Here is a 22,722-nt window from a genome sequence, read left to right as displayed (position 1 = left end):
TTACCTCCAAAATAGGTTAATTCCGTAGAGATATAACGGAATTCCCACAATAATATTGAACGGGAATGTCACTGCTAGAGCGGTAGAAACATACAGGCTGGGATTTGCTTCGGGAACAGTCATCCGCATCGCCGCCGGGACAGCAATGTAAGAAGCACTGGCACACAGTACAGCGAATAACAGCGAATTTCCCTGAGGCATACCAATGAATTTGGCAATCACCAACCCAATGCCTGCATTGAGTATTGGAATTAGTATCGCAAATAAAATCAGGAAAACTCCGGTTTTTTGCAAGTCTTTAATTCTTCTAGCAGCGACTAGTCCCATATCCAGTAAAAAGAAGGTGAGAATGCCATAAAACAACCCTTGAGCAAAGGGTTCTAATACGTGCCAACCACGTTCTCCTGTCAAGACGCCGATCAAGAGGCTACCCACTAGTAGAAAAACTGAACTATTAAGAAATGCTTCTTGCAAAACTTCCGACCAAGCAAACTCTCGCTTCTCATCGGCGGTGAATATACTCACCAAGATCAGACCAACAATGATCGCTGGAGATTCCATCAGTGCAAGTGCTGCTACCATGTAGCCATCATAGTGAATACCAAGCTCATTCAGAAAAGCGCCAGCAGTGATGAAAGTGACGGCACTGATAGAACCGTAGGTTGCGGCGATCGCCGCAGCATCGTAAGTATCCAGTTTCCACTTGAGAATAAAAAAGGTGTAAATTGGAACAAAACAAGCCATCATCATTGCTGCCAGAAGCGTTAGAAGTACTTCCTGATTGAGTCCGCTTTTGATTAGTTCTACTCCTCCTTTAAAACCAATGGCAAACAGTAGATACAACGAAAGGAGTTTGGGCACTGGTGGGGGAATTTCCAAATCAGACTTGACAAAAACAGCAGTCATGCCTAAAAAGAAAAACAGGATTGGCGGATTCAAAAAGTTGGATACAATTAAGCTAAAATCCATATCCACCCCTCTTTATACTGGTGAAACCTGCAATTAAAGAAATTTTTCATCTTTAAAAATTTAACGGTTCAATCATGATGTATCGTGTATTACTACCCAATGTCAATTGGGTACTCAAGGAGTGAATAGTCCTATTGGTGACTACCCTCTCAGTTAGCTATTACAGCGTTTTTCAAGCAAATAAACCACGGGCTAGGGAACATTGCCGTATCCCTACGAAAATCTGTAGTTCAATTAATTGAAAATAACTGTAAGCTCTGTTGACAGGAGAACAAGTCAGAGCTTGCCCAGTATTTTTATGATGTTTTATTCCCCGTCGCTGATTTTACGACAGAACGCGCAGGAATAATTGGTCGCTAACTTATCTACGTAAAAAAGTTAACGTATTGTCGGGACAATTCATAAATTGCTAAGTTAATTCAGCCGATGATTAAGGTTATGAAAGCAATTCTTTTGGAATCTCGCGGTGATCCGACAGCCCTTAAATTACAAGAGATTACAAAACCATCTCCTCAGTCTGGATGGGTGCTAATCGAGATCAAAGCCTTTGGTCTAAACCTTTCTGAAATGTTTACACGTCAAGGGTATTCTCCCAGCGTTCAACTTCCCAGAATTTTGGGGATTGAGTGCGTTGGTGTTGTTGAAGCCGCCCCTGACACCCCATTTCAGCCTGGTCAGAAGGTAGCAGCGATTATGGGAGGCATGGGACGAGCGTTTGATGGTACCAAGAAAAGGCGAAACACTTGAATTGTTAGCAGTTTGCAATTGCTTGTTCCCATTCGTGTCCGGGTTTTTTCATCAATAGGTACGCTTTTGCACGGCCGCTTTGGCATTCCATAGAGATAATGGTTATGCTGGTGTGCCAATGATAGAGTACCATTCTGGTTAGGAATATTGCCACACAATCTTTGTTCACCAAGTTTCGTTAAGATATTGTAACCTGGGCAATAGCAACTCTCTATTGATGTGACGCCAGGCGTAGGCCTAGCACGTCGGAGACATCGCTTTTTCACATCCATGACAACAACCATCGACTTTCTCAGTCACCTTAACCCTAGCCAACGTCAAGCCGTCGAACATTACTGCGGCCCGTTACTAGTTGTTGCCGGCGCAGGTTCCGGTAAAACACGAGCGCTGACTTATCGCATTGCGAATCTGATTCTGAAACACCGCGTTAATCCAGAAAATATCCTGGCGGTTACTTTTACCAACAAAGCCGCACGGGAAATGAAAGACCGGATTCAACGGCTGTTTGCGGAACAACTGGCAATGAAACAACACGGTCAGAAGTGGGATTTGTTGACAGAATATCAACAAATGCAATTGCGATCGCAAGTTTACAAAAACACGATCAAAGACTTATGGTGTGGTACTTTCCATAGTCTATTTTCTCGTATTCTCCGCTTTGATATTGAAAAATACGTAGACGAAAAAGGACGCCGTTGGAATCGCAATTTCTCTATCTTTGATGAATCCGATGTTATAAGTCTGATCAAAGAAATCGTTAATAAAGAGCTAAATTTAGACGATAAGAAATTTGACGCCCGCTCTGTCCGCTACGCTATTAGTAATGCTAAAAACCAAGGTTTATCACCCCAAGAATTTGAGCAAGATCAACCCAATTATCGCGGACGAGTGATTGCCCAAGTCTACAATTTATATCAAGATAAGTTAGCACAAAACAACGCTCTCGACTTTGATGATCTAATTCTTGTACCTACGAGATTATTTCAACAAAACGAGCAGGTATTAGGTTACTGGCATCGCAAGTTTCACCATATTCTTGTAGATGAATATCAGGATACCAACCGCACTCAGTATCAACTTATTCATTTATTGGTTACTAATGGCGAAACTAGAAAAAGCGAATGGGAATGGCAAAATCGCTCAGTTTTCGTTGTCGGCGATGCAGATCAATCCATTTACAGCTTTCGGATGGCAGATTTCACCATCTTGCTGGGATTTCAGGAAGACTTTGGTGATGGTTTAGTAGATGATGACACCCGAACGATGGTTAAGCTGGAAGAAAACTATCGTTCTTGTGAAAACATTCTGCAAGCGGCTAATGAACTGATTGAAAATAACACCCAACGGATTGATAAAGTCCTCAAACCGACGCGGGGGCCGGGTGAGCAGATTACTTGTCACAAAGCCGATGAAGAACTCGCAGAAGCGGCATTTGTAATTAATCAAATTCGCACTTTAGAAAACCAAAATCCAGAGTTGAACTGGGGTAGTTTTGCCATACTTTATCGGACAAACGCCCAATCTCGCCCCTTTGAAGAACTGTTGGTGAAATATCAAATTCCTTACACAGTTGTGGGAGGAATGAAGTTTTACGATCGCAAAGAAATTAAAGATGTCGTCGCATATTTAAGAGCGATCGCTAACCCAGCTGATACAGTCAGTTTATTGCGAGTCATCAATACTCCCCGGCGGGGAGTTGGCAAAACCACTATTGATGCTTTGGTGAACGCCTCCCAACAATTAGGGACAACTCTGTGGGAAATACTTAGCGATGAAACATCAGTTAATACATTAGCTGGACGGGCGACAAAAGCGGTGAATAGCTTTGCTGCAATGATTAGCCGTTGGCAAGGACAAATCGGCACGCTTCCGGTGACTGAGGTTTTGCAAGGAATAATAGAAGACTCTGGTTACGTTCAAGACTTGATGAATCAAGGCACAGATGAAGCCACAGATCGGGTACAAAACGTCCAGGAACTTTACAACGCCGCACTGCAATTTCAAGAAGAAAACGAAGAGGTTTCTCTGCGAGACTTTCTAAGTAGCGCCGCTCTCAGCTCCGATTTGGATAACTTAAAAGAAGGACAGACAGCCGTTTCTTTGATGACTTTGCACGCTTCCAAAGGTTTGGAATTTCCCGTAGTATTTTTGGTGGGATTAGAACAGGGACTATTTCCCGGCTACCGATCGCTGAGTGATCCCGCATCTTTGGAAGAAGAACGCCGCTTGTGTTATGTGGGAATTACTCGCGCCCAAGAAAGGTTGTATTTATCACATGCGCGTGAACGCCGTTTGTATGGTTCTCGTGAAGCCGCCATGCGATCGCAATTTCTCGACGAATTACCAGAAGAATTATTAAGTACTCAACGCCTGAGTCGTCAAACTTATACTAAAAGTGCCTCTGCTTCTAGTGCGAAACCAGATACAACGCAGAATTGGCAAGTAGGCGAGAGAGTATTACATAAAACTTTTGGGCTTGGTGAAATCACTCATGTTTTTGGAACGGGTAGTAAAATGTCTGTGGCAATTAAATTTGCCAGTTTGGGACAAAAAATTGTTGATCCAAGAGTAGCGCAGTTGCAACGAGTAGAGTGAGACATCCACAGCTCCCTGACTTTTTTGAGAAGTCGGGGATCTTGTTTTTCATATTTCAATTTCTTTAAAGTGTTCAACAATGGGAAATGGATCATAAAAATGATGCAGAAGTTTTTTCCAGTCTTGAAACTCAGCAGAACTTCTAAATCCAACAGTATGAGATTCTAAACTTTCCCATCTGACAAGTAATAAGTATTTACCTTGGACTTCTATACATCTATGCAATTCATGAGATAAATATCCGTCGATTAAGGAAATAAGATTGGAAGCTTTTTTAAAAGAAGCTTCAAAATCAGATTCTAACCCTGGTTTGACATAAAGCATCACTGCTTCAAGAATCATAAACTTTTTCGGTGATAATTAAACTAGTATTAACGCAATTGATACGTAGCCGTAAGTTGACTAATAGCTACAGATAACTCATATTTATTTATCAGTGGTTAGTTGTTTTGTTGCTAAACCGCCAAGTCATAATTATTGCAGCAAACGCTAAACCAATAGCCAGTCCCCACCAAAGACCAATAGCTCCATACCCCGACCAAATTCCGAAAGTATAACCAGTGAATAAACCAATACACCAATAAGCAAGAATACCAATCAACAGAGGGATTCGAGTGTCTTGTAGTCCGCGTAATGCTGCTCCCGCAGTAACTTGCACACCGTCAACTATTTGAAAAATCGCTGCCACTCCCAGCAATTTTACTGCGAGGACAACCACATCTGCATTGTTTGGATCGTTAATGTCAATATAAAGAGAAATAATCGACTTTGGTACTAACCACAATGTAATGCCTACTACACCCATAGATAGAGCTGCAATGCCAATGCCTGCATATCCAGCCAGACGAGTAGCAAGCAGATCATTCTGTCCAACTAACTGCCCAACACGTACTGTTGTCGCTAGAGAAATGCCTAGTGCAATCTGGAATGATATCGAAATTGTTTGTAAAGCAATTTGATGGGCAGCAAGAGCGTTTGTTCCTAATTGTCCGATGATGAAAGTAACAATAGTGAACAGTCCCCCTTCGACCGCAATCAGCCCCCCAATGGGCAATCCAATCTGAAAAATATCGCCAATGATCCGGCGATCTTCTAGGGAAAAAGCTTTTTTAGATGAAGGTCGAAAAATACCGTAAACTGCAAAGCGAGGCTGATTACATATATAAACTGTCAAAGCAACAAACATACTCCAAAGTGAGAATGTGCTTCCCCAACCGATACCAGCTAAACCCAGCGCCGGAAATCCCAGTTTGCCAAACATCAGCACATAGTTAGCTGTGATGTTGAGCAAAGTACCCAAAACCACAGTCACCATCACTAATTGCGGTTGCAATAGAGTAGAAAGAAAGTTTTTAAGTACTCCAAAGCCTAAAGCAGGAATAAAACCCAGTGCGATCGCCCTTAAAAAAATCTCTGCTAGTGCTACTGTATTAGCATCTTGCCCTAGTAAAAGTAATAAAGCACCTCCATTGTAAAGCAGCAATGTAATTGGTATTCCTAGTACCAGAGATGTCCCTAGTCCCAGCCGGACAATTGTGCCAACTTTTTCTCTATTTCCGGCTCCGTATGCTTGGGCAGCTAACGGACTGACAGCAGAAACGATACCACTAACGATTAACAAACAAAAACTAAAAATAATAGCTCCCAAACCTCCAGATGCAATAGTCTGGCTTCCCAAGCAGCCCATCATTACCGTATCCACAAAACCAGTTGCAGATTGAGCCAGTTGTGCAGCTGCCAAAGGTACGGCTAACACAAGACATTTTTTAACTTCAGAAAACATATGCTTATAACCCGATGTGAAGAACAAAGGGTTTTTCCAAAATCTAAACCCATGTTCAGGATATGTTGCTCCTGGGAACTTGAATCTATCTTAATAGAGTAAGAGGACTGCCGTTACAGTTGTTCGCGCAGTATTCGGCAGGAAAGACTTAACGGTAAATGAATTGCGACTACGTAACAACTAACGCGACAGCTATCAAATATTTGGTTTATTTTGGTTCTCAACGTAATGTTTTAGTTGCTCAACTGTAGTCATGTAACTAAACTGATTTTAATTGAATAATGCCTTTATCAAAAACGCGATTATCAGTAGCGATCGCCCCAAGTTTTATTCTATCTTTATACACCTCATTAGTATAAGGTGAATGCAATGTCTACAACAGCCTACGCCATTAAAACTAATTTTTTAGTAAATAAATAATCGCATCACAAAACTCTTGATAATATCCTTTATAATCAGTTTCACTGAAACCTATAATTAAGTCTTGTCTCTCTCCCTCTGTGATTGTGTTGATGATTTCCAATATTGGCTCAAGAGCTTTTGCACGTAAATCTTTCAGCTTGTCAATATTGAGTCCGAGTTTATCAATTGTTGTTTCAGCAGCTAATTTTTTTGAATTATCTGTCGCCAAAATCTGCCCATCATCGGTGTACTTAAAGAACTCCTCACAATTTGCATTTATTGGTGAAACCATCAAATCCTCGTCGTACCAATAATCTTTCTTGCTTCCACAGTGCAAAGGTTCTTTACGCTCTCTTTCTCTTTGGCATGAAGCCAGCATATTTGTGTATTCCAGCACTAGCTCAGTGTAAGGATATCTAGGCTTTAGATGTTCAATATGGCTAATATCCTTGGTAATACGCCTTCCACAATAGCAACAGATAAAACCCTACTCTTGCAACAAGGAATCATGTACATCGGTTTTTTGTGGTTTGCTGAAGTTGTCCCAACTTGTTTACCAATACTCATTTGTTAGTTTTTTCCAAACGGTAAAACTTTCTGCTCCTCACTTTTTTTGATATATTTCACCGCTTCAAAATCTTTTTGCGTCGAATAGATACACTTGCCTGCACGGTTGATACCAAAAATTACATTTGCACCCTTAAAATCAAACTCAAGCGTCAAATCACCGCTTCCACGAAGGATTGCATTTTCAAACGCTTGACTTTCATAATAATTACGCTGATTTTAACTGAATAATACCTTTATCAAAAATGCGATTATCAGTAGCGATCGCACTTATTTCTATTCTATCTTTATACACCTCATAAGAGGCAAAACTTAAATTACTGGTGGAATACTCTGTCCACTCGGAACGTCCTACAGGACGATTACCTGCACCTGCGCCACAGATTAAATAAGTTGTACCATCAATGGCACGAGTGCGTTCATAACTATGTTCGTGACCATTGATGTAAAGTTGAACGCCGTATTTTTGAAATAGAGGAGTAAAAGTTTTAATAAAACCTGGATTACTCCCATACTGACCAGATGAATAAATCGGATGATGTCCAAACACCACTTTCCAAGGAGCATTACTAAGACTTAATTCTTTCTGTAACCAAGATAGCTGGTTTTTCCAATTAGCATTACTGTTAGTATCTAAAGCGAAAAATTGCACAGTTCCACGGCGAAATGTATAGTAACGTCCCTTCATATTAAAGCCGACATACTTGACTTGCGGATCACCATTGGCAGTACGAATATCGTGATTACCTAAACAAGCCTGAAATTTCACACCTTGCTTGAGCAAAACTTTGTAGGGACGCTCAAAAACTTCGCCAATTTTTTCAATTTCGCCGTTATTGTAAATGTTGTCGCCAGCTAAAACGACTAAATCATAAGGATTTTGCTTGTGATAGGCATTCATTGCTCCAGCCACAGCGTACTGTCCTTTGGCTCCAGTGCCCGTATCTGCTACAGACACAAAACGTAATAACAAGTCTTTTTTGACTGGGTTGGCGGCTATAGCTGTTGTTGAATCGCTAATATCAGCACTTTGATGATTTTGTTCAGCTAACATCCAGGCTAAAAATCCTCCACCAATGGCGCTGAGGCCACTTAAAAATAAAAATTGACGGCGTTTCAGGTTCATAATTTGCCAAATTTAATAAATAGTCAGTTTCGCTGAAGGAATGTGCAATGAAGTGATACATTAAGGCAAAAGAGGCAGCACCAGTAATAATGTACGTTGTTTGTCTTTGATTCGCTGCTTTTGGTGAAAGTTCCATGTCACAAGACAATCAGTCAAAACCGACGGATGAGCAGGTAACTCAACCTCCCCAGAAACCTTACCAGAGAGTTCAGCCATTTTGGAAGGCTAAAATTATCCAACTTCTCCAAGGGACGATTGGGGTTTTAGAAGTAACGGTGGAAAAACTGGAGACAGCACCCCCACCTGGTACTGAGGAAACACCCAGTTTTTTGCAGCAACTAGAGTTGCGGTGGGGTGGACTGTTAAGGACAGTCCGCTTGTTTATACCATCAAATTTGTCAACAAAGTTATCAGATACAGCTTTGACGGCAATTGTTACTGGAGTTGCTGTAATTCTGGTTTGGACAACTACAACTGTTTTTACTGGTAAACCTACTGAAATAGCAACAGTTCCACCAGTAGAAAAGGTTCCTGCACCAACACCAACGATAACTACTACACCGGAGTCAGTCGCACCAGAACCACAGCCACCAGAGGAAATTACGCCGCCACCAGAAGTACAAACTACGCCACCAACGCCGGAACCGAAACCAATTCCCACGCCAACGCCAATCCCGCCGCCAACTATAGAATTGACACCAGAACAAGCCTTAATTGCGGCGATTGAAAATCAGGTAGCCGAAATTAGCGATCGCATTGCCTCTGGCCTGATAAAGTCAATTCAAGCTAACTTCCGCACAAGTAATCTAACTGTCAAAATTAGTGACGATTGGTACACTCTTCAAGAATCTCAGCAGGACAAACTAGCTGCAAAGATATTACAACGCTCTCAAGAACTTGATTTTACCCATTTAGAAATTATCGACTCCCAAAATAGGCTGATAGCGCGTAACCCAGTTGTTGGGACTGAGATTGTGATTTTTAAACGGCAAACAACAACTTAAAATAATTCGTAATTCATAATTTGGAAGTTTAACTTTAAGTATTTATGTTAGACAACGTTTCGCTATTGCTCCAAGCTTGTGAAAACTTAAACATCAGCTATGAAATTATTTATCCTGCTGAAAACTTAATCAAAATAAAACTCAATAATAAACCACATTATTTTTGTAACTATAGCACTCCGTTAATTAATCAAGCAGTAGCACATCTTATAAAAGACAAAGAATACACTTATCATGTTTTAAAGAAAAAAGTTAAACTTCCTCGGACATTAGGTTTTCTTTCTCCTTTTTGTGACATGCAGTATAAAATTTACTTAAAATTTCCAAATATTCAAGATATCGTATTAGAAATAAAAAGAAATTTTGAAACACCTGTAATTGTTAAAAGGAATTCTGGTTCGAGCGGACATAACGTCTTTTTATGCAAGAATCAAGATGAAATTGAAAATGCTTTAAAAGAGATTTTCAATATAAATCATAAGTATGATTATGTAGCTCTCGCTCAAGAACTTATTCAAATTAAATCTGAATATAGAGCGGTTTTCTTAAATAAAGAGTTAGTTTTGCTTTATGAAAAAGATATAACTGATGCCAAATTTATGGGTAATCTCAGTCCTCTGCACTGGAATGGTGCAAAAGCAAAGTATATCAACGATCCACAAATATTGTCAGAGATTGCTAGTTTTACTAAACCAGTTTTTGAAGAATTAGACCTTGATTATGGTGGTTTAGATATCGTATTAGACCGAGATCACCAATATTGGTTAATTGAAATTAATTCTCACCCGAATTTTAGCATCTTCACTAGAGACAATGGAGAGGAATATGTGTTGAGAATTTTTGAAAAAATGCTGATTAGTCTAGCTTCAAAATAAACAGAAGTCAGAAGTAAAAATACTTTACCCCTAAAGGTATAGAGTTTTATTTAATAAGAAGAACATTTAATACTAGTAGGACTTACGCAAAACTACACGCTGTAGGGGCAATTCATGAATTACCTTAAAAAGAAAATCACTATTTTTGGCTATTGTTTGCGTAAGTCTTGAATTAATTTCTTGGAAATCCCTAAGCAACAGTTTAAAACGGTAACACAGAATTATGCATCGTATAAGTAGCACATCGGGTGGATGGAATCAGTCAGAGGGTTTAATTTTTTTAGAACAAACTCCAGCGCCTTTCGTGTTGATTACGGCTGCTGATACCGACATTCAAACTTTGGCAGCTGCGCTTGGGAAATTACCTGCAAGCTTTCCGGCATTAAGAGTCGCCAACCTGTTGCAGTTGCAGCAACAATTAAGTGTAGATACCTATGGAGAGCAAGTTTTGGAACTTGCCGAAGTAATTATTTTGCGCCTGTTAGGAGGACGTTCCTATTGGGGTTATGGCTTAGAAGTAGTGCAGGAAATTGTGCAACGTAATGGTAAAAACCTGATTGTAATGCCAGGGGACGACGCTTTTGATCCCGATTTAATTTCCCAGTCTACCGTGCCCTTGGGTATTGTTAATCAGGTATGGCAGTATTTTAGCGAAGGCGGCGTGGAAAATTTCGTTAATGCTCTGCAATTTATCGCCGATACTTGCTTGTCAACTGCATACAATCCCGCGCCACCCCGGTCAATTCCGCGTGTGGGATTGTATGAATGGGGAGTGGGCAGAGACGCGATTAATCGTGTCTGTACTGGGGAGTGGGGAATGGGGAATGGGGATGAGGGCGATGAGGGAGAATTAGAATCTCGTTTATCCACCTCAGAACTGGATTCATCCACTTCAGAACTCCGTTCATCCACCTCAGAACCTCAAGGCTTCCAATGCCCAATGCCCAATGCCCAATGCCCAATGCCCAAAGTCGGCATCCTTTTCTACCGCGCCCATTATTTAGCGGGAAACACTAAGGTAATTGATGCTTTATGCGAAGCTTTGGTACAGAAAAATTTACAACCTGTGCCAGTGTTTGTTTCCTCATTGCGTGAACCTGATGTTCAAGTTGAATTGAGTGAATTTTTCCAACCCAAAGAAGGCGAATCAATAGCTGTGCTGCTAAATACCACCAGTTTTTCTTTAGCACGCTTGGAAAGTGAAACACCCCAAACCGATTTGTGGCAAAAATTAGATGTGCCTGTGTTGCAGGTAATCCTCAGTGGCGGGTCAATTGAGCAGTGGGAGTCACAGTTTCAAGGCCTTTCTCCCCGCGATATTGGGATGAATGTGGCGCTACCAGAAGTAGATGGGCGGATTATTACTCGTGCTGTGTCTTTTAAAGCAGTGCAAACTCGTAATCCCCTTTTAGAGACAGATGTGGTAATTTATAAACCAGTCAGCGATCGCATCGAGTTCGTTGCTAAACTAGCAGCAAATTGGGCGCGTCTGCGTTCTAAACCACCCCAAGAACGGCGAATTGCCCTAATTCTGGCAAACTACCCCAACCGAAATGGCCGCCTTGCTAATGGTGTGGGACTCGACACCCCAGCTAGTTGTGTAGAAATCCTTCAGGCTTTACATCAGGCTGGGTATGAAGTAGAAAATCCACCTGCTCAAGGAGATGAGTTGATTCAACGCCTGACAGATGGTGTCACAAATGATCCCGAAGGTCGAGAATGGCGTCCAGTACACCAAAGTCTTTCTTGGGAAGACTATCAAAAGTATTTCGCTTCTTTACCGCCAGCAGTGCAGCAAGGTATTAGTCAAAGGTGGGAAATGGGGCATGGGAACAAGGGAGATGAGGGAGACAAGGGGGACAAGGGGAATAACCCATACCTAATGTCCAATGCCCAATGCCCAATGCCCAATGCCCAATGCCCAATGCCCATTTCTGGAATTCAACTCGGCAACGTCTTCGTGGGAATTCAGCCACCAAGGGGTTATGATAATGACCCCAGTTTGAATTATCACGCGCCGGATTTAGAGCCAACCCATGCTTATTTAGCTTTCTACTATTGGGTTAGAGAATATTTTGGTGCTGATGCTGTAGTTCATGTGGGAAAACACGGAAATCTCGAATGGCTACCCGGTAAAAGTGTGGCTTTATCGAGTAATTGTTATCCAGAAGTGGCTTTCGGCGCACTTCCTCACCTGTACCCATTTATTGTGAATGACCCTGGTGAAGGTTCCCAAGCCAAACGTCGCGCTCAAGCGGTGATTATAGATCATCTAACGCCGCCGATGACTCGTGCGGAACTCTACGGTTCTTTGCAACAATTGGAAAATTTAATTGATGAGTATTATGAAGCGGAAAGTTTAGATCCTTCGCGTTTGCCAGTGATACGCGATCGCATCCGCGAACTGGTAATCAAAGAAAATCTCCATCTAGATTTAGGAATCCAAAATGAAATAGAAATTTTTAATTCTGAATCCCAAATTTTCAATTCTATTGGTGGCTATCTTTGTGAATTGAAAGAAGCCCAAATTCGCGACGGGTTGCACATTTTTGGGCAATGTCCCCAAGGACGCCAGCTACGAGATTTAATAGTAACGATCGCTCGGATACCCAATCGTTATTCTTCAGGTATTACCCGTGCTATAGCTGAAGATTGGGGTTTAGATTTCGACCCCCTCACAGCAGATTTGTCAATGACAAGTGGTGAATGGTCAGTAGTCAATGGCACAGAATGCCGTACCCTCGGTGATATCGTCGAAGTCCTAGAAGAACACGCCGCCCTTTTAGTAGAAAAAATAATAAATCAGGAATCTTGTACAGACGCGATTCATCGCGTCTCTCCCCATTCCCCACTCAGCACAGACGCGATGAATCGCGTCTCTACCTGGATACGCGATCGCCTGCTTCCAGCTTTACAACAAACCCACCAAGAAATTACCCATTTATTACACGGACTCGATGGCGGTTACGTCCCCAGTGCCCCCGCAGGCGCACCCACGCGCGGCCGCCCGGAAGTTCTACCAACAGGAAGAAACTTTTATTCTGTCGATATTCGCGCCATTCCCACAGAAACAGCTTGGGATATAGGTAGAAAAGCTGCTGAAACCCTCGTTGAATATTACACTCAAGAGCATGGTGAGTATCCGAAAACACTAGGTTTATCAATGTGGGGAACTGCCACCATGAGGACTGGGGGTGATGACATAGCCGAAGCCTTGGCTTTACTTGGAGTCCAACCTGTATGGGATGGTGCAGCGCGGCGAGTAGTGGATTTTGAAATTTTGCCCCTAGCGATTTTGGGGCGTCCGCGTGTAGATGTCACCTTGCGAATTTCGGGATTCTTCCGGGATGCTTTTCCCAATTTAATTGACTTATTCGCTCAAGCAGTGTCAGCAGTAGCAGACTTGGATGAACCGCCAGAACAAAACCCCTTAGCCGATGCAGTTCGCCAAGAAACTGATTTGTGGACTAAACAAGGATTAAGTTTACAACAAGCCGTGGTGCGATCGCGCTATCGCATCTTTGGTTCTCGTCCAGGTGCTTACGGCGCCGGACTCCAAGGTTTAATCGAATCGCAAAACTGGACAGATGACCAAGATTTAGCCCGCGCCTACATCAACTGGAGTTCTTACGCCTACTCATCAGGAAGCGGAGCAGAAGAGCACAGAAGCACAGAAGCAGAAATTCTTCCTAATTCTCAGTCCCCAATGCCCAATACTTCTCTACCAGAGGCTGCGCCAACGACAAAGCTCAGTACAAGTGCCCCATGCCCCATGCCCCATGCCCCATGCCCCATGTCTAATACCGAAGCCTTCGAGCAACGGTTGGCGAAAATGCAAGTTGTGCTGCACAATCAAGATAACCGTGAACACGACCTACTCGATTCTGATGATTATTACCAATTTCAGGGTGGTTTAACAGCTGCGGTGCGTTCTCTACAGGGAAAAAATCCCCAAACTTATTTTGGTGATAATTCTATACCCGCCCAACCACGCGTTCGCCAACTGAAAGAAGAAATCTCACGAGTGTATCGTTCTCGCGTAGTTAATCCCAAGTGGATTGCCGGAGTCATGCGCCACGGTTACAAAGGTGCGTTTGAAATGGCAGCGACAGTAGATTATCTATTCGCCTATGATGCAACAGCTAAATGTGTCGAAGATTATATGTATCAAGGCATAGTAGAAGCTTACCTGCTCGATCCAGCTGTGTCGGAATTTATTCAGGAAAAGAACCCTTATGCTCTGCGTGATATTGCTGAAAGATTATTAGAAGCACACAAGCGCAATTTGTGGGAGGATGTAAATATCGGAACACTAGAAGTCTTGAGAAACCTAGTACATCAAGCTGAAGCAGTTATCGAAGAAAAATCAATGGTGTAGGAAACAAATATGGAAAATCTTGCGTATTTGCACCTAGCTTTCGCCTACGAAGACAGCACACCCAGTGAATTGGTCTCCCTCAGTTCTTTGTTTAAGGACGCAGCTGCACCAGACTGGAAACGGCTTTCTGGTAGGGCTTGGAAGTATATGATGCCCCTTGCTCTGTCTTTGTCCATTCTTGGCGCTGTCAGCAGCGTCATGGCATTGGAAAAAGGCGATCAAGGCCCTTCTGTCAAAAATGTACAACAACAGTTGAAACAAGCAGGCTTTTATCAAGCTCCAGTCACCAGAGTATATGACGTATCCACAGAAGAATCTGTGCGGCGCTTCCAAAAGGCCGCTGGTTTACCAGTAGACGGGATTGTTGGAGCAAGCACCCTGCAAAAATTAGAAAGCTGGCAAGCCAAAAAGCCCACAACTACTACTACACAAGCTAAAAAGCCCACTGCTACTACACAAGCCAAAAAGCCCATTGCTAGTACACAAGCCAAAAAGCCCAGCACTACTAGTTCAGCAACTAGCAAGCGCGCCAATTCCAACTACCTTGCTAAGGGGGATGAAGGTGAAGATGTCAGGGTTTTGCAAGAACGCTTAAGAATCGCAGGCTTTTATTACGGGAACGCCACAGGGATATTTGGCCCAATTACCGAAGAATCTGTCAAGCGGTTCCAAGATTCTTACAAATTAAGCGTTGATGGAATTGTGGGCCCAGCAACAGGGCGGAAATTGCCGGAAGTTGGCATCGGTGATGGAGAAGATGCTCCCAAAAAGATAGTCAATCGAGATAAACTCCGCGTAGGCGATCGCGGTGAGCCAGTTAGAATTGTTCAAGAACAATTGATCCAGGCAGGATATTTAGAGGGAGAGCCAAATGGCTACTATGGCCCCTATACTGCTGATGCTGTACGTAGATTCCAGGCAGCTAATTACTTGACAGCAAGTGGCGTTGCTGGCCCAACTACGCGATCTAAGTTATATAGCTCAGTTAATACTGCTAGCAAAAGCGAATTTAATACTTTAGAAATCCAAACGCGACTACGGGAGCGGGGTTTTTATAAAGGCAAGCTGAACGGTGTGATGGCAGATGACACCAAAAAAGCAATTAAACAAGCTCAGGAATTCTACGGCATCAGTCTCAAGGATCTTAAGAGCGGGCGCTTTTAGCATTCCCTTTGGTGTTTTTAGTATCAGTCCCCAACTGGTTGCTTGCCTCCAGTAACAGTAAATTACGAACTGCTCAAAATTCCACTTATTTGGTTAATTTGAGTAATTTCGTCTTAATTATCCACCCAAGTGCTAAAGTGGCATCAGTGCCCGTTGGCACTTGGGACACACTGCATGAATGGTCATTTGACAGTCAAGCAGGTGAAAACCTTCTTTTTGAGATGTTTTCGCCCCAATTTTTAAAATTGAATCGTTTTTAAACTCAATGGTTGAGTTGCATCTAACACAGATTAGGTGATGATGATGATGAGGATAGGGCTGGTTGATCTCATAATGCTTATGTCCCTCGCCCAGTTCTAATTCCCTTAAAATTCCCATCCTTGCCATCAACTTCAAAGTTCGATAAATAGTTGACAGACTGATCCCTTCACCATCAGTTTCTAACCGATGATAAAGATCTTCCGCACTCAAATGTTGACCTTGCGGAAGTTCTTGAAAAATGTGTAGAATTGTTTGGCGCTGGGGAGTTAAACGCCAGCCTCGTTCGTTCAGTTCTGCCTTAAGTGAAGTAGTTGTGTAGACAGTCATACTAATATTTCTCAACAAAGCTCATTAATTGAGAATATAACAAATCTTGGGAGCAATTTGCAACAATTATTGCTTCTTGAGAATCTTTACTAAATAACCCAAGTTGCGGGTTATGAAATTTCGGGTAAGAGACTTCCAAATAAAAAAATATTCAAATATATTGCTATCCATAAGTTCGCGTTGTTGGGCGTCTGCCGAAAGGTAGAGTCGAACAGATGCACGGGAGTATTAAAGCTGTTACTAATTACAACAATAATGTTGCACTAAGTGGGTAGATGTAATGGAAAAGCGATTTTACAATTGAATACACCACAATAGGGGAGCAACAGATGACAAACGATCGATTAAAGATGCAAGATCCACGTCAGCAATATCCAGGGCCGCCCTTTCCCCGTCAGCCACAGCCTGCACCGGGACTCGCTCAAGAGATGAACCCTCAGCCAGATCACGGCGAGGAGAGCTATACAGGATGTGGAAAGCTTACAAACCGAAAGGCATTGATCACCGGAGGAGATTCCGGTATCGGGCGTGCCGTAGCAATCGCCTTCGCGCGTGAAGGAGCGGATGTGGCAATCTCCTATCTCCCCAGTGAGGAGGCGGATGTACGAGAGGTTATAGAACTGATCGAACAAGCCGGACGCAAGGGTATCGCTCTTCCTGGTGACATTACGGATGAGAGTTTTTCCCGAAAACTTGTGGTGGATGCGGTAGAAGCGCTAGGCGGTTTAGATATTCTCGTCAACAACGCCGGCGCACAGACTACTCAACCCTCCCTTGGTGATATCAGCTCCGAGCAGTTCGATAAGGTGCTTAAGACCAACCTCTACGCGTTGTTTTGGATTACGCAGTCGGCAGTGCCGCATCTGAAACCGGGTGCAGCCATCATTAATACAGCTTCTATTCAGGCATATGAACCTTCACAGGGGATCATTGACTATGCGCTCACCAAAGCAGGCATTGTTGCTTTCAGCAAAGCACTTTCCAAACAAATGATTGAGAACGGTGTGCGCGTCAATGTTGTAGCGCCCGGCCCGTTCTGGACGCCGCTACAGCCCAGTGGCGGTCAAACTCAAGAAAAGATTGAGAAATTTGGTTCCACGGTTCCGCTCGGACGACCTGGACAGCCTGTAGAGATCGCTCCTATATACGTGCTGCTTGCTTCACAGGAAGCAAGCTACATCACAGGAGAAGTTTATGGCATAACGGGTGGTGTCGGTATTGCGTAATCTCCGTTTGTGCTGTGAGCTGCCAATCGGTTGATCGCGTAGTAGAGAATATTCGGGACTGTAGAGATAAGGTTTGCTGCCACTGTGCTGTTTGCGAGTTTTTTGTAAACTCGCAGATAAACTCTCACAAAAAGTCAGTAGACCGAAAAGTCTTCCAATAACAAAAAACTAAGATTTACTCTTATCCGCTTCTTTCTGCGCCGCCTCACTGTATTTCTCATATAGTTGAGTACGAATCTTAGCTTCCTGATAACGACTGTGGTTTTGTGGTACTCTGCCCATTAAATCTGAAGCCCGTTGCCACTTAGCAGCTATCTCTAACCACTGAGTTGAGCTTGTGGCTGTTTTACCAGATAGAGAAGCTTGGTTGGCAATTCGTACAGATATTGCAAATGGATCATCAGATGGCTCAGAAAAGCTATTGTTAGCAGCACGGGATGGTGTTTGAGCTTTGTTGTCGTTACTATTTTCTGTAGTTAAAGATTTGGAAGTTTCTAATTGCATGAGGTTTTTCAGTTTATTACCTAACTGGGCATAAACAACCCAACTAAGCAACAACAGTGAGCATAAACCAGATGCTTTTAACATCCTTTTTTGAGGTTTATTTTTGTGTTTTTCTTTGTTAATAAGTACTAAAGGACGCGAGACTAAAGTTTTTTTAGGAAAATTTCGTTTTCCTAGTTCAGCTTGAGCTTCTGTGAAATCTTTAATTAGTTGCTTTACAATATTAGGCTGAATTAATATAATCTCCTGTGACCAAAGCAATTGGTTCTCGCGATCGCGATCTATTTCCTTTAACCAAAGTAATTGTTGTTCCCGAACAATTCGACTGTTGATATTGACTCGGCGAATCTGACGCGGGGCGATGGACTCAAGAATTTGCTGGATTTGTTCGACGATGGGAGATTGCTCAAGTTGCTCTACCCTAGCCGCCTCACACAGAAGTTGTAAGACACCATTAGAAAAAATGGCTCTAGTTCTGACACCAGACTTGGCTAACTTTTCATTCAATAGCTGAATAATCGCAGCAACGCTACCTTGGTGAGCTTGCCAAGCGATATCGTTTATTCGGTCTACCATCTGAAATTTAGTGATAGCTCTTCCACCCTGACTGATTAACGTACTCATTAATTTAGGGACTCTTTTCTACTGACCTTGATCTTGTCTTCGATTTTACGAGTAAAAAGATGAGTTGCCAAATAAAATCATAAATCTAGAGCCTTCCTTCTCGGTTTGGCAAGGACGCTTGATCGCGCTCAGTTAATTTGATATAGTACATGATCATGTATTTTAGCGATCGCCTTTGATTAGGTTAAGGTCGGTGAATGGATTCTGCGATGGTGCGAAGCACCCGCCAAAGGCGATCGCAAATCTATGGCTAGATAGTATCAGGGTCAACGCCAAGCAATCGCAACTGTTCCTTCAACCTTTCCACCTGCAACTCTGCTTGTTTTACTTGCTCTTGGGCTTGTTCTCTCGCTGATCTTTCCTGTTTCAGCGCCTCTGCCAACTCCTCTGGAATCAGCAACTTTTCACCAGTGTCTTCTCGATAGAAACCAATAAGTTGCCCCTCTATTTGCAAGCGCAGCTGCAAAGGTTCACATCGGCAATCTGTGATTAGCTCATACACTTCACCTCGCAGCCGATACCCTTGTAATTGCTCCTTAATCCATTCTCCCTTGGGGTCAAATAACCAGTATTCCAGTACCCCTAACTGTTCATACAGTGTCTTCTTAAAACCCGTGTCCTGGTTTCTAGTGCCCTCCGAGGTCATCTCAAAGATGACCACAGGCACTTGTCCCTCTTCCCATATTTTGTAATTATCACGACCTCCAGGAGCAACATTAAAAATCACCATTACATCTGGAGCTACCCGTAACCTCGGAAAACCTTGAGCATAATAGAGAAACTGGTTACTCAAAACCGTTGCCTGCCGATCCAGCAAGTATTGCCTCAATACTTCTAAAGTTGCCAGTAAAGCACATAAATGAACATAACTTTCTGCCAAAGGTTCACCATCCGAGCTTGGATAAAAAACTTCTGTTGATTGAGAACTGGGTAAGAGGCTAGTCACGTCGCTTTGCTCCGAATTCAAAATTCAAAATTCATGCATTACAATCCCCATACTTCGACAAGCTCAGTAACCATAAATAAATTTAGTTGCTCTGTATCCTTTTCTGTTTCGGTCATAATTAGCCCCCTGGTTGAAAAAATGGGTGCATGATTATATTATCTCAGAGGCTTTCGCTGATATTTCTGGAACTGCTGAGTAAACTAAGGGGGCAGGGTAGCAGGAGGAAGAATAACTAATGCCAATGCCCAATGCCCAACACTTCTCTACGAGACGCTACGCGTAGCTTGCTTCCCCGTAGGGGTACGTTCAATACAAGTGCCCAATGCCCCGATCTTTTTACAAGAGTATGGTTCACGTACCAAACAAGATAGGTGTATCGGGATACTTTTGTGAGGAATTCTCGCTTTTTTTGCCTTTTTTCTACAATGGCAAGACTAATTAGCACAGCGATCGCTACATTAGAAGATATATAAATAGAAATCATTGTTGGTTTTTATTCATCCGCAGTTCACACAAAACCATGAGTGCAAGTACTATTATTTCCGACAATCCCCTACTCCAAGGCATTGGTTTACCTCCTTTTGCAGAGATTAAACCAGAACGAGTAGTACCAGCCTTCAATCAGTTGCTGGCAGAACTCTACCAGCAGCTTGTCACGTTAGAGGCAAGTGTAGAGCCTACTTGGAGTGGTTTAGTAGAACCCTTAGAAAAGCTGACAGAACGGCTTACTTGGAGTTGGGGGGCGGTGAATCATTTAATGGGTGTTAAAAATAGCCCAGAACTGCGCGAAGCTCATGAAATCGTACAGCCATTAGTCGTACAGTTTATTAACAACCTCGGTCAAAGCCAACCCATCTACAATGCTTTTAAGGCACTCCGTGCCAGTGATAGTTGGGCAACTTTAGAATTAGCCCAACAGCGCATCGTCGAAGCCGCCATTCGAGATGCAGAACTTTCTGGTGTTGGCTTAGAAGGAGAGGCAAGAGAGCGTTTTAACGCCATTCAGATGGAGTTAGCAGAACTTTCTACCAAATTTTCTAACCATGTACTTGATGCCACTAAAGCCTTCAGCTTAACCCTGACAACACAAGCGGAAATTGACGGTTTACCACCAAGCTTAGTGAGTTTAGCAGCCCAAGGTGCTCGTGCAGCTGGCGAAAGCAACGCTACACCAGAAAATGGCCCCTGGCGGATTACTTTGGACTTCCCCAGCTATGGCCCTTTCATGCAGCACAGCACCCGGCGAGATTTGCGCCAAAAGCTTTACAAAGCTCATATCACCCGCGCTTCTGGTGGCGACTTGGATAACAACCCCTTAATTGAGCGCATTTTGAAGTTGCGCCAAGAACTCGCAGATATACTAGGCTTTAAAAGTTTTGCCCAATTGAGCCTGGCTAGTAAAATGGCTCCCAACGTTGAGGCAGTCAACGCCCTGTTAGAAGAACTACGCCGCGCTAGTTATGATGCTGCTGTCAAAGACTTGGCAGAACTCAAAGCTTTTGCAGCAGCACAGGGAGCAGCAGAAGCTACGGATTTAAAACACTGGGACATCAGCTTTTGGGCAGAACGCCAACGAGAAGCAAAATTTGCCTTTACCTCTGAAGAATTGCGTCCCTACTTCCCGCTTCCCCAAGTGTTAGATGGCTTATTTGGATTAGTCAAGCGGCTATTTGGTGTCACTGTCACCTCTGCCGATGGTGAAGCGCCAGTATGGCATGAGGATGTCCGTTATTTTCAAATTGCTGACGAAACTGGTTCTCCCATAGCCTACTTCTACTTAGACCCCTACAGCCGTCCAGCCGAGAAACGCGGTGGTGCTTGGATGGATGCGTGCATCCATCGGGGCAAAATCACTGAAAATGGTGTCACTGCCATTCGCTTACCCGTAGCTTATTTGGTGTGTAATCAAAGTCCTCCCGTAGATGGTAAACCTAGTTTGATGACTTTCTATGAAGTAGAGACTTTGTTTCACGAGTTTGGTCATGGATTGCACCATATGCTCACCAAGGTTGACTATCCTGGAGCCGCAGGCATCAATAATGTGGAGTGGGATGCCGTGGAACTACCTAGTCAATTCATGGAAAATTGGTGCTATGAGCGACCCACTTTCTTTGGAATGGCGAAGCATTACCAAACTGGGGAAGCCTTACCGGAGCATTATTATCAAAAGCTGCTAGCGGCGCGTAATTATATGAGTGGTACTGCCACGTTGCGGCAGATCCACCTGAGCAGTCTTGATTTAGAACTACACTACCACTATCGCCCTGGTAGTAATGAAACTCCGTCAGATGTCCGTCATCGCATAGCCAAGACTACTACTGTTTTACCACCACTTCCAGAAGATTCCATTTTATGTGCTTTCGGACATATTTTTGAGGGTGGTTATGCAGCAGGCTACTACAGTTACAAGTGGGCCGAGGTACTGAGCGCTGATGCTTTTGCCGCTTTTGAAGAAGCTGGGCTAGAAGATGAAGAAGCGATAAAAGCTACAGGTGGTCGTTATCGCGATACGGTGCTGGCACTTGGTGGCGGTCAGCATCCAATGGAGGTGTTTAAAACTTTCCGGGGTCGTGAACCAAGTACGATCGCTTTGCTTAGGCACAATGGTTTAGTCAGTGCTGCTATAAACTAAACAGCACCTCTGTAGGGACGTTGCAACGCACATGCGTGTCAACTTAAGATAAAAGCCAGTCTATAACAAGCTTTTACAGATTGTCTCATTCCCAGTCTCGGACTGGGAATGAGACAACGAGACAATCTCTAAAAGATGCTTGAATTCCTGTCATTTCATCAATCGATATTCTAAGCTCTCCGTTTTGATAACGGGTGATCGCCTTCCGGTTTTGCTCCAAAATAAAAGGCGATAGCGTCACGCAAAGCGAGTCCGCGAGCGTCTGCCTACGGCAGTAAACTATGCCCTCTTCAGTTTCTTAGAGGATGAAGGGCGATGTCTACGACGGGCGTAGATGCAGCACATCTTCCAAAGTAAGCGCTCGCTTGGACTCTAAGACTTTTTCCTCTTTGAATGGGAGCGATCGCATACCCATCTATTTATTAAATAAGTAAAACTAATGACTTCTATCAGTTTGGCAAAAGTTACAATACTTGATTAAAAATTATAAAGTAGTGTAAAGTACATTCACAGGCGAAAACAAAACCGCCTGATTCTTAAATAACCGCAATCATAAAACCATGACAACCACCTTACAACGTCGCGAAAGCGC

General features: G+C 43.1%; 19 protein-coding genes. 9 read left to right on the top strand and 10 right to left on the bottom strand.

Features of this window, described 5'->3' with window-relative positions; translation table 11 throughout:
- Entirely contained in the window at positions 1–969 is a 969-nt protein-coding gene (locus tag PUQ00_RS22225; RefSeq protein ID WP_300420864.1) for a sodium-dependent bicarbonate transport family permease, read from the bottom strand.
- 438 nt (positions 970–1,407) lie between these two features.
- Between PUQ00_RS22225 and PUQ00_RS22220 the strand changes: the two genes are divergently transcribed.
- Both PUQ00_RS22220 and pcrA read left to right on the top strand, forming a co-directional pair.
- Positions 1,408–1,716 (top strand): alcohol dehydrogenase catalytic domain-containing protein, encoded by a 309-nt coding sequence (locus PUQ00_RS22220; RefSeq protein WP_300420861.1) that lies wholly within the window; start codon positions 1,408–1,410, stop codon positions 1,714–1,716.
- Positions 1,717–1,986: 270 nt separating this feature from the next.
- Positions 1,987–4,311 carry a DNA helicase PcrA gene (pcrA, locus tag PUQ00_RS22215; RefSeq protein ID WP_300420859.1) on the top strand — a complete coding sequence of 775 codons (2,325 nt, stop codon included), beginning with the start codon at positions 1,987–1,989 and terminating at the stop codon, positions 4,309–4,311.
- Between the two features lie 48 nt (positions 4,312–4,359).
- Here pcrA and PUQ00_RS22210 read toward each other — a convergent pair whose 3' ends face one another.
- The 3 genes from PUQ00_RS22210 to PUQ00_RS22200 all read right to left on the bottom strand — a co-directional run bounded on the left by PUQ00_RS22210 (position 4,360) and on the right by PUQ00_RS22200 (position 6,932).
- Positions 4,360–4,653, bottom strand: coding sequence for an antibiotic biosynthesis monooxygenase (locus PUQ00_RS22210; RefSeq protein WP_300420855.1), 294 nt, complete (start codon positions 4,651–4,653; stop codon positions 4,360–4,362).
- A gap of 91 nt (positions 4,654–4,744) precedes the next feature.
- The gene (locus PUQ00_RS22205; RefSeq protein ID WP_300420853.1) at positions 4,745–6,094 is read right to left on the bottom strand and encodes an MATE family efflux transporter; all 1,350 of its coding nucleotides are present in this window, start codon (positions 6,092–6,094) and stop codon (positions 4,745–4,747) included.
- 397 nt (positions 6,095–6,491) lie between these two features.
- Positions 6,492–6,932: a retron system putative HNH endonuclease gene (locus PUQ00_RS22200; protein WP_300420888.1), complete on the bottom strand. Its 441-nt coding sequence runs from the start codon at positions 6,930–6,932 to the stop codon at positions 6,492–6,494.
- Here PUQ00_RS22200 and PUQ00_RS22195 point away from each other — a divergent pair, their 5' ends adjacent.
- Positions 6,933–7,070, top strand: a complete 138-nt coding sequence (locus tag PUQ00_RS22195) for a hypothetical protein (protein ID WP_300420850.1) — start codon at positions 6,933–6,935, stop codon at positions 7,068–7,070. It begins immediately after the preceding gene.
- Here the strand turns inward: PUQ00_RS22195 and PUQ00_RS22190 are convergent.
- Positions 7,067–7,219, bottom strand: coding sequence for a hypothetical protein (locus PUQ00_RS22190; RefSeq protein ID WP_300420847.1), 153 nt, complete (start codon positions 7,217–7,219; stop codon positions 7,067–7,069). The genes PUQ00_RS22195 and PUQ00_RS22190 overlap by 4 nt on opposite strands.
- A gap of 52 nt (positions 7,220–7,271) precedes the next feature.
- Positions 7,272–8,189, bottom strand: a complete 918-nt coding sequence (locus PUQ00_RS22185) for a metallophosphoesterase (RefSeq protein ID WP_300420845.1) — start codon at positions 8,187–8,189, stop codon at positions 7,272–7,274.
- A gap of 134 nt (positions 8,190–8,323) precedes the next feature.
- Here PUQ00_RS22185 and PUQ00_RS22180 point away from each other — a divergent pair, with 134 nt between their 5' ends.
- The 4 genes from PUQ00_RS22180 to PUQ00_RS22165 all read left to right on the top strand — a co-directional run bounded on the left by PUQ00_RS22180 (position 8,324) and on the right by PUQ00_RS22165 (position 15,610).
- Positions 8,324–9,193, top strand: a complete 870-nt coding sequence (locus PUQ00_RS22180) for a hypothetical protein (RefSeq protein ID WP_300420842.1) — start codon at positions 8,324–8,326, stop codon at positions 9,191–9,193.
- A 44-nt stretch (positions 9,194–9,237) separates the two neighbouring features.
- Positions 9,238–10,068, top strand: coding sequence for a YheC/YheD family protein (locus PUQ00_RS22175; RefSeq protein WP_300420840.1), 831 nt, complete (start codon positions 9,238–9,240; stop codon positions 10,066–10,068).
- A gap of 223 nt (positions 10,069–10,291) precedes the next feature.
- On the top strand, positions 10,292–14,446 hold the full coding sequence (cobN, locus tag PUQ00_RS22170) for a cobaltochelatase subunit CobN (RefSeq protein WP_300420838.1): 4,155 nt from the start codon (positions 10,292–10,294) through the stop codon (positions 14,444–14,446).
- A gap of 9 nt (positions 14,447–14,455) precedes the next feature.
- Entirely contained in the window at positions 14,456–15,610 is a 1,155-nt protein-coding gene (locus tag PUQ00_RS22165; RefSeq protein ID WP_300420835.1) for a peptidoglycan-binding protein, read from the top strand.
- 132 nt (positions 15,611–15,742) lie between these two features.
- On the opposite strand, the gene PUQ00_RS22160 is transcribed toward PUQ00_RS22165, so the two are convergent.
- Positions 15,743–16,198, bottom strand: a complete 456-nt coding sequence (locus PUQ00_RS22160; RefSeq protein WP_300420833.1) for a transcriptional repressor — start codon at positions 16,196–16,198, stop codon at positions 15,743–15,745.
- Positions 16,199–16,527: 329 nt separating this feature from the next.
- Here PUQ00_RS22160 and PUQ00_RS22155 point away from each other — a divergent pair, with 329 nt between their 5' ends.
- The gene (locus tag PUQ00_RS22155) at positions 16,528–17,424 is read left to right on the top strand and encodes an SDR family oxidoreductase (protein ID WP_300420831.1); all 897 of its coding nucleotides are present in this window, start codon (positions 16,528–16,530) and stop codon (positions 17,422–17,424) included.
- 168 nt (positions 17,425–17,592) lie between these two features.
- Here PUQ00_RS22155 and PUQ00_RS22150 read toward each other — a convergent pair whose 3' ends face one another.
- The 3 genes from PUQ00_RS22150 to PUQ00_RS22140 all read right to left on the bottom strand — a co-directional run bounded on the left by PUQ00_RS22150 (position 17,593) and on the right by PUQ00_RS22140 (position 19,982).
- Positions 17,593–18,552 (bottom strand): hypothetical protein, encoded by a 960-nt coding sequence (locus tag PUQ00_RS22150; protein WP_300420829.1) that lies wholly within the window; start codon positions 18,550–18,552, stop codon positions 17,593–17,595.
- Between the two features lie 250 nt (positions 18,553–18,802).
- Positions 18,803–19,498 (bottom strand): Uma2 family endonuclease, encoded by a 696-nt coding sequence (locus tag PUQ00_RS22145; RefSeq protein WP_300420826.1) that lies wholly within the window; start codon positions 19,496–19,498, stop codon positions 18,803–18,805.
- Positions 19,499–19,730: 232 nt separating this feature from the next.
- Positions 19,731–19,982, bottom strand: coding sequence for a hypothetical protein (locus tag PUQ00_RS22140; protein WP_300420824.1), 252 nt, complete (start codon positions 19,980–19,982; stop codon positions 19,731–19,733).
- 36 nt (positions 19,983–20,018) lie between these two features.
- Here PUQ00_RS22140 and PUQ00_RS22135 point away from each other — a divergent pair, with 36 nt between their 5' ends.
- Complete coding sequence (locus tag PUQ00_RS22135; RefSeq protein WP_300420821.1) at positions 20,019–22,130, top strand: M3 family metallopeptidase; 2,112 nt, start codon at positions 20,019–20,021, stop codon at positions 22,128–22,130.
- Positions 22,131–22,722: the final 592 nt, after the last annotated feature.

Source organism: Nostoc sp. S13, from assembly GCF_029379315.1.
Taxonomy (GTDB): Bacteria; Cyanobacteriota; Cyanobacteriia; order Cyanobacteriales; family Nostocaceae; genus Nostoc.
This window is presented reverse-complemented; position numbering and strand designations above follow the sequence as displayed.